Origin of the sequence: Wolbachia endosymbiont of Mansonella ozzardi (genome assembly GCF_020278625.1) — a bacterium.
Taxonomy (GTDB): Bacteria; Pseudomonadota; Alphaproteobacteria; order Rickettsiales; family Anaplasmataceae; genus Wolbachia.
The window spans coordinates 1-7,357 of the sequence record NZ_JADAKK010000006.1 but is presented as its reverse complement, the minus strand read 5'-3'; the positions used below and the strand labels follow the sequence as shown (position 1 = coordinate 7,357).

Here is a 7,357-nt window from a genome sequence, read left to right as displayed (position 1 = left end):
AAACAATAGTACACCAAGTACATTGAGTTTTTTGTCGTTTAATCTGTATAGACTAAAGATAAATAATAGCTTCAGTACTATGATAAGGGTAACGGCAAAAGTTGCTAAGCAGTTTTTTTATGTCGGAACTCTTAAACAAGTTTTTATTCCTCATGAGTAAATTAATGCTATTCTTTTATTACTGATCTGAAGTTTTTTTATGTTCATACACTTGCGTGTTCACAGTGTTTATTCATTGCTTGAAAGTTCGGTTAAAATTGAGGAGCTGAGTAGCCTTTGTTTGCGGAATAAAATGCCAGCAGTTGCGATAACTGATTCAGGTAATTTATTTGGCTCACTCGAATTTGCAGAATATGCGGCAAGTAGAGGAATACAACTAATAATAGGGTGCAATATTACAGTTCAACACTCAGAACAAAATCTACCCATATTATTGCTTGCAAAAAACGAGCGAGGGTACGCTAATTTGGTCACTTTGGTGAGTGAGTCCTTTAGAAAGCGCAAAAATAGCAGCGATATTCCTTACGTTGATTTTGATTGGCTATTAAATTTAAGTTCAGGCCTAATTGCCTTAACCGGTGGGTATGATGGTATATTGGCTCAACTGTTGTTGAAGCAAGATAAAGAAACGATAAAAAGACTGCTCTCAGCATTCAATGGTCATTTATACGTTGAATTGCAGCGTCATGGGCTTAGTAAAGAGTTGGAGCTCGAAGAAGCTTTAATAGACTTTGCTTACCAGCACGATATACCGCTGGTTGCAACAAATGATGTATTTTTTCCCAACAGATCTGACTATGAGGCTTATGATATATTAACGTGCATATCAGAAGGAAGTTATGCTCTCGAGAATAACAGAAGGAAGCTAACTACTGAGCATTATTTCAAATCTGTGGCGGAAATGGAGGAGCTATTCAGAGATATCCCTGAAGCGATCCATAATACCTCAGTAGTAGCCAGAAGATGCTCTTATATGCCAAAAAGTAGGCAGCCTATTTTGCCTAAATTTCCTTGTCGAGAGAATAAAACTGAGAATGAAGAATTGAAGGAACAGGCAATTGCGGGGTTGGAACTTCGTATTGCAAACGAAACGAACATAAACCTTAAGCAATACCACGATCGGCTAAATTACGAACTAAGCGTAATAACTTCAATGAACTATGCTGGCTACTTTTTGATAGTTTCTGATTTCATTCGTTGGAGCAAAGCAAATGGCATTCCAGTTGGTCCAGGAAGAGGTTCTGGTGCTGGATCAATTGTTGCTTGGGCGTTGCAAATTACGGATCTTGATCCGATAAAATTTGGTCTAATCTTTGAAAGATTTTTAAACCCTGATCGTATATCAATGCCTGACTTTGATATCGATTTTTGCCAGGAAAAGAGGGATTTAGTTATTGAGTATGTTCGGAAGAAGTATGGTTATGTTGCTCAAATAATTACTTTTGGAAAATTACAGGCAAAAGCTGTACTGCGCGACGTTGGAAGGGTATTGCAGATGCCTTACGCCCAGGTGGATAAAATATCTAAGATGGTTCCGTTTAATCCGGTAAACCCTGTAACTTTATCACAAGCGATAGAGCTTGATCAAAATCTGCAGAAAGAAAGGGATAGCGATGAAGTAATTGCAAAACTCCTTGGTATCTCTCTTAAACTTGAGGGGATATATCGTCACGTTTCAACTCATGCGGCTGGAATTGTGATATGCGATCAAAAGTTAGAAAATTTTGTTCCTGTTTATTATGATCCAAATTCAGCCCTACCAATTACTCAATACAGCATGAAATATGTGGAGAAAGCTGGACTAATAAAGTTTGATTTTCTCGGACTTGGTACGCTTACGCTGATAGATCATGTATGTCGTTTAATTAATCATAATGAAAGAAAAATTGATATTTCCTCGGTTCCTTTAGATGATCAGAGAACCTATAAAATGCTCTCAAGAGGTGATTCAATTGGAGTGTTCCAGCTTGAAAGTTCAGGAATGAGAGAAGCTTTAATCAAACTAAAACCAGACTGTATTGAAGATATCATCGCTTTGATTTCTCTTTATCGTCCAGGGCCAATGGATAACATTCCAACTTATGTTGCAAGAAAGCACGGGCTTGAAAAGCCAGATTATATTCATCCATTACTCGAGGGGGTATTAAAAGAAACATTTGGAGTAATAATCTACCAAGAGCAGGTGATGGAAATAGCGCGTATTCTCTCTGGATATAGTTTAGCTGAAGCAGATCTACTGAGGCGTGCTATGGGTAAGAAAATCAAAGAAGAGATGGATAAACAACGTGAACTTTTCATCCAAGGAGCAACGAAAAATAGTGTTGATTATGATAGGGCAAGTTATATTTTTGACCTTGTTGCAAAATTTGCTGGTTATGGATTTAATAAATCTCACGCAGCCGCATATGCAGTGATATCTTACCAAACAGCTTACCTTAAGGCTAACTATCCGTTGGAATTTTTCACAGCCTTGATGAATCTGAATATTGATGACAGGGACAAATTGAATTTATTTTATCACGCTGCAAAATTTATTGGAGTTTCTGTTCTTTTGCCTGATATAAACAAATCTAAAGCTGAATTTTCAATAGAGGGTGAACACATACGCTACGGCATTGCTGCTTTGCGTAATGTTGGTTTTTCTATAGCAGAAGGAATAGTGAATACACGTTTAAGCACTTATAAGGACATATGGGAATTCATTCAAAATTCGGGGCATATAATAAATAAAAGAGCACTAGAAAGCCTAATTAAGTCCGGAGCATGTGATAACGTGCATCAAAACAGAAAGCAGCTATATGAGTCAATAGACACATTGACTTACTTTGCAAATAAAAATAGGCAGGATAAGGAATCGAATCAAGCTGTTTTATTTGGTAATCTTGATGTTCTCAAGCCGAAACTTGAGGATGTAGAAGACTTTAATGAAGAAGAAAAATTAGAGCATGAGTTATTTTCGCTGGGATTTTACTTAACTAATCACCCACTTGAAAAATTTAGGGCCCTTTTGAGAAAGTTAAATATTGGATTTATCGGAGAGAGTAAGACAACAAAAACTGCTGGTGTAATATTAAATGCACGTATGAGAACTTCGGAGCGCGGAAGATTTGTTATACTCATGCTTTCTGATCCCCATAATGTTTCTGAAATAGCATTCTATAATAACGAAATAATAGAGGAGAAAAGAAATTTATTTTCGTCAGGAACGTTTGTTATAATTGATCTTGAGACTTCGGAGAATACGACAAGATTGGTAGGGAAAGATATATCTGAGTTTACAGAAAGAATCACTTCTGTAATAAAGGGGTTAGTGTTAACTGGATGTGCTGATTCACAAACAGCTGCTATGGAATTAAGTTCAGTACTGAAAGATGGAGGTAGAACCAAAATCATGCTGGAACTTCTGCTTGAAAAACATAAAGTGAGTATCTTGTTACCAGGTGCATATTCAATCACTCCTCAAGCTGTTTGTGAGATATCCAATTTAAGTTGGATTAAAGGCATAGAAATTGATACAAATAGCTTGCTTATATAAAAAAGCTTTATATAATGGAGCATTTAATCAGTATTAAAGGAAAGTATAGTGAATCTTTATGAATTTACTTTTATAGCACAACAGGGCCTATTACAGCAAGAAGTAGAAGAAATGGTCCAGGAACTAGGTGTTTTATTGAAGAACATTAAAGCAGATATTATGCTTCAGCAAATCAAGAGCGTTCTAAAAGAAGGAAATGATAAGCTCGCGAAACAGGAGTTAGAGGTACGTGTTAAAAACATTCAAGAAAGTTTAGTTAATTATTCTAATTTTTTGGAAGGTTTTGCAAAAGTTTTATGGACTGAGTTGGAAAAAGATCTTTCAAACTTGAAAGAAGTAGAATCAAAAATTGATAAGGAATTGAAGAGTAGTCTAAAAGGGTTAGGAATAACACAAGATTTCGTAAAACTTCCAGAGTGTGGTAAGCAAATTGCTAAGAGTGCATTTATTCGCAATACAATAAATACTTTAAAGGAAAATATTTCAGAGCATTTAATGAAGCTTTTTCAGGCGGTTTTACAAGGTTTTGGAATCACAGTTTCCAATCAATTGAGTAAAGCGTTAGAGACGCTTTTAGGAAATGTTGAAGCTTCAGGATTGATAAAGTATGAATATTGCGGTCTATTAGACTTTGCGTATCCGATAAACAAGATGAAGAGTGGTCATTATTGTATAATGTGCGTAAGCTCTACTTCAAGTATTATGGATGAATTTGTGCGTAGAGTAAAGCTTAACGAAAATATCATTCGCCACTTGTCTGTCCGGGTTAATAAATTTTTTGAAGGTAAATCTCATATGATGGATAAACAAGTTGAGGAGCAGAGCGCATAATGACAAAAAGACGAGGTAATTTTAATGATTCCTATGTATCTGTAAATAACAGAACTGGGTTTAGGCGTTCTAAAGTTTGTCCTCTTGCTGCGCTGGGAGATGAGGAAGTAGATTATAAGAATACGGATTTATTATCCAAATATATCTCTGACTATGGTAGAATATTACCTAGAAGATTAACAGGTGTGTGTGCAAAAAAGCAGAGGAAATTGCGTTTAGAAATCATAAGGGCACGTTTTTTATCTCGTATTCCTTACTGTACCAAAAAAGTTTAGGTAATTTATGTTAGTAATTTTAAAGGAAAATATAAGGACTCTTGGTAGGTTAGGCGAAATTGTAAAGGTAAAGCCTGGCTATGCACGCAATTTTCTTTTTCCACAAAAGAAGGCGGTTAAAGCTACTAAGGAGAGTATAGCAGAACTAGAGGAGCAGCGTTTCTTTTTAGAGGAAGAGAATATAAGAAAATTGAATTTAGCAAAAGAGCTAGCAGCGTCTCTTACTGATAAGTTTGTGGTGTTGGTAAAGCAAGCTTCTGAGGATGGCAAAATTTTTGGTTCTGTAACAACAAGAGAAATTGCGAAATCTTTGTTGCAAGAGTGTGAAATTGATCACCGTAAAATATTCTTTAATGGAGTAAAAATAAGAAATCTAGGTGAGTATCAAGTGGATATAGAACTTCACAGCGAAGTAGTAATACCAATCACTGTTCATGTTGTGAGATCAGAGACAGATACACATGAATTAAGACAGGTAAAATTACAAAGCCAAAAATCATAACAACAAGAGAGTCGGACTACATGCAAGAAGATATAAACGATAAGTAACCCCTTTCTTGTCATCCGAGTAGCCTTTTTTTGTCATTCAGATCCCTAAGATGTCATCCAAAGTAGCTGACACCTGAAGTTGCTTGAGATGCTATTTGGGCTTATCTTTTCTCGAATAAATTTATATTAATTCTGGAACGCTTATTACTAAAGACTTAAACAATATGGCCATTGATCAAGCTATAAAATAATGAATCAGTCAGTAAATTTTTTGTTAAAAGTGTCGGCCAAAAGCCATTCTGGACAAGGTTTCGCGGGTAGGTTTTGTAGCAAGAAAAATGTGTTTGTATAATATTCCATAGCAGGCTATAATAAGTATAATATCAAATACTTAACGCAGAAAAAGAAAAGCAATAGCTGAGAGAAAATCAGTGTTCACAAGGATGAATTTAAGAAAACAGATGTTAAAACAGGTTAAAAATCTCGAAATAAATAGGGAAGGTATTATTGAAAGGTTGTACAGTGTATGATATAATATACATAACATAAAACTTTATAAAAGTTTATTGACAACTTTACGATTTAGACTTATTAAATATTTGGTACTGTAAAATTGAACTAATTAAGTATTAAAGGAGCAAAAATGGTGAAAGACTTTCCAAAAGACAGCGGTAGTTCAAGCGATAGCTCAATCTACCTCGGAAAAATCAGAACAGAGGAGATTTTACAACAAGAAAAGCTGAGCGAACTAAGGGCTGCTGCGGAAGAAATGTTCCGTAGAGACTTTCTCAGAAGGGCAGAGCTTGAAAGTAAAGCTTGTGAGCAAGTTGATAATATACTGCAACTTGTTGAAGAAAATGAGGATTGTTTCACTGATAGTGGCAAATTGCAGAAAAACTTTTACCATTTTTTCAAACAATTTTTCGACTACTTTGGTTTGGATCTAGATTTTAAAACCTATAAAGCGATTAAGGAAAAGGAAGAGAAGGAGCACTTGCTAATTTCCATAATGAAGTTTTTACGCGATAAACTCAAGAAATTGGTCAGGGCAATTTTTAACTCAAATCTATCTTGGGATCAAAGGCTGGAAAATGAAATAAAAGAGCTAGAAGCAAAATTAAACGGCGGTAAATTATTGGAAGAAGAGTTTGCAAGAGTATGTGGACGATTAGAGGCATTGCGAGATTTGAAACTTCGTTTGCAAACGTTCCTAGCAGGTTGGGTTCTTACAACCTTGGCAGAGTGCTTTTCAGTTGAACTCACAGCTTCAATGGAAACAACCAAAGAAGAAAAAAGAGCAACCGAAAAAGCAGAAAAAACATCATCAAAAGAAACTAAAGAAGTTCGTGAAGACTTGGCAATAAAGGTGGGTGCAAAAGAAAAGCCTACAGTTATTGTTCCAGTTTCCATCTTTGATTTTTCATCTGGTGTTGCAAGGCTAATCACTCTATCCAAACTAGAGCGCGATCTTTTATTAGATTTCCTGAAAAATTTGGTGTGTTCTGTGTACAAAGATGATACGAATAAGGAGAATAGTGGGATATCAAAACCAAAAGTGAAAGAAAATAAGGGAGCAACACAACCAGCACAAAAACCAAATTTAGCTGAGCGTTTAACAGAAGTTCCAAAGTGGCAAAAAGTTCGGACAGAACATAGAAGATGGTTTGAAACTGATGAGAGTAAATCAGAAAAAATGGATGTAGGTAGTAATGCTAAAAGTCCTCGAAGAGGAGCTGATGTAGGGTTGCCTCCTAATCCTGAAAATTTTCCTAAAGTTGATCAATTTCAAGTTCCATCAGAAACTAATGATGATAGAAAGTCTGGTGCTAGTGCTGAGCGTGAACCCCAGCGAAGCTCTGTAAATAATGCTCAACCACCAAGCGGGTTTGATAATGTGAAAGTTACAAAGGGTCAATCAGTAGGGAAAGCACCATTGAAGGTTAGATGATATGAAAAGTAGGACCATGTGAGATCAATACGAAAAGATGACAAGACAATAGAACCGTCCTGATAAATTGTAACATCCTATGGGTCATTTATATGATAAAGGATGATGTTATTCCGGTGTCCCGACACTAGAATCTAGAAACGCATTGGGTTTAATAAGCATAGGTTTTACGCTAAATAATGAGTGTTTTTGATGAATTTGCGAAGAAAACTGGATTGTATATTAAAATTAAAGCCGTAAAGCTATAATAAGCAAGGAGTGGTACTGTTGACTAGATTG

At 35.7% G+C, this 7,357-nt stretch carries 5 protein-coding genes; all 5 read left to right on the top strand.

The annotated features are described in order from the left end of the window. The first annotated feature begins 199 nt into the window (after positions 1–199). The 5 genes from dnaE (at position 200) to IHO40_RS00980 (ending at position 7,078) form a co-directional block, all read left to right on the top strand. Complete coding sequence (gene dnaE, locus IHO40_RS01000; RefSeq protein WP_225536339.1) at positions 200–3,535, top strand: DNA polymerase III subunit alpha; 3,336 nt, start codon at positions 200–202, stop codon at positions 3,533–3,535. Between the two features lie 48 nt (positions 3,536–3,583). Then, complete coding sequence (gene rpsF, locus IHO40_RS05965; RefSeq protein ID WP_225536338.1) at positions 3,584–4,366, top strand: 30S ribosomal protein S6; 783 nt, start codon at positions 3,584–3,586, stop codon at positions 4,364–4,366. After that, positions 4,366–4,641 (top strand): 30S ribosomal protein S18, encoded by a 276-nt coding sequence (rpsR, locus tag IHO40_RS00990; protein WP_225536337.1) that lies wholly within the window; start codon positions 4,366–4,368, stop codon positions 4,639–4,641. The genes rpsF and rpsR overlap by 1 nt, the downstream gene beginning before the upstream one ends. 7 nt (positions 4,642–4,648) lie before the next feature. Next, positions 4,649–5,143: a 50S ribosomal protein L9 gene (rplI, locus tag IHO40_RS00985; RefSeq protein WP_225536336.1), complete on the top strand. Its 495-nt coding sequence runs from the start codon at positions 4,649–4,651 to the stop codon at positions 5,141–5,143. Positions 5,144–5,773: 630 nt separating this feature from the next. After that, a complete protein-coding gene (locus tag IHO40_RS00980; protein WP_225536335.1) occupies positions 5,774–7,078 on the top strand; it encodes a hypothetical protein in 1,305 nt (434 codons plus the stop codon). Positions 7,079–7,357 lie beyond the last annotated feature (279 nt).

Bases quoted from the DNA above. Each gene is read 5' to 3' on its own strand.
- rpsR (WP_225536337.1), top strand. From the start codon at position 4,366: ATGACAAAAAGACGAGGTAATTTTAATGATTCCTATGTATCTGTAAAT.
- IHO40_RS00980 (WP_225536335.1), top strand. From the start codon at position 5,774: ATGGTGAAAGACTTTCCAAAAGACAGCGGTAGTTCAAGCGATAGCTCA.
- dnaE (WP_225536339.1), top strand. From the start codon at position 200: ATGTTCATACACTTGCGTGTTCACAGTGTTTATTCATTGCTTGAAAGT.
- rplI (WP_225536336.1), top strand. From the start codon at position 4,649: ATGTTAGTAATTTTAAAGGAAAATATAAGGACTCTTGGTAGGTTAGGC.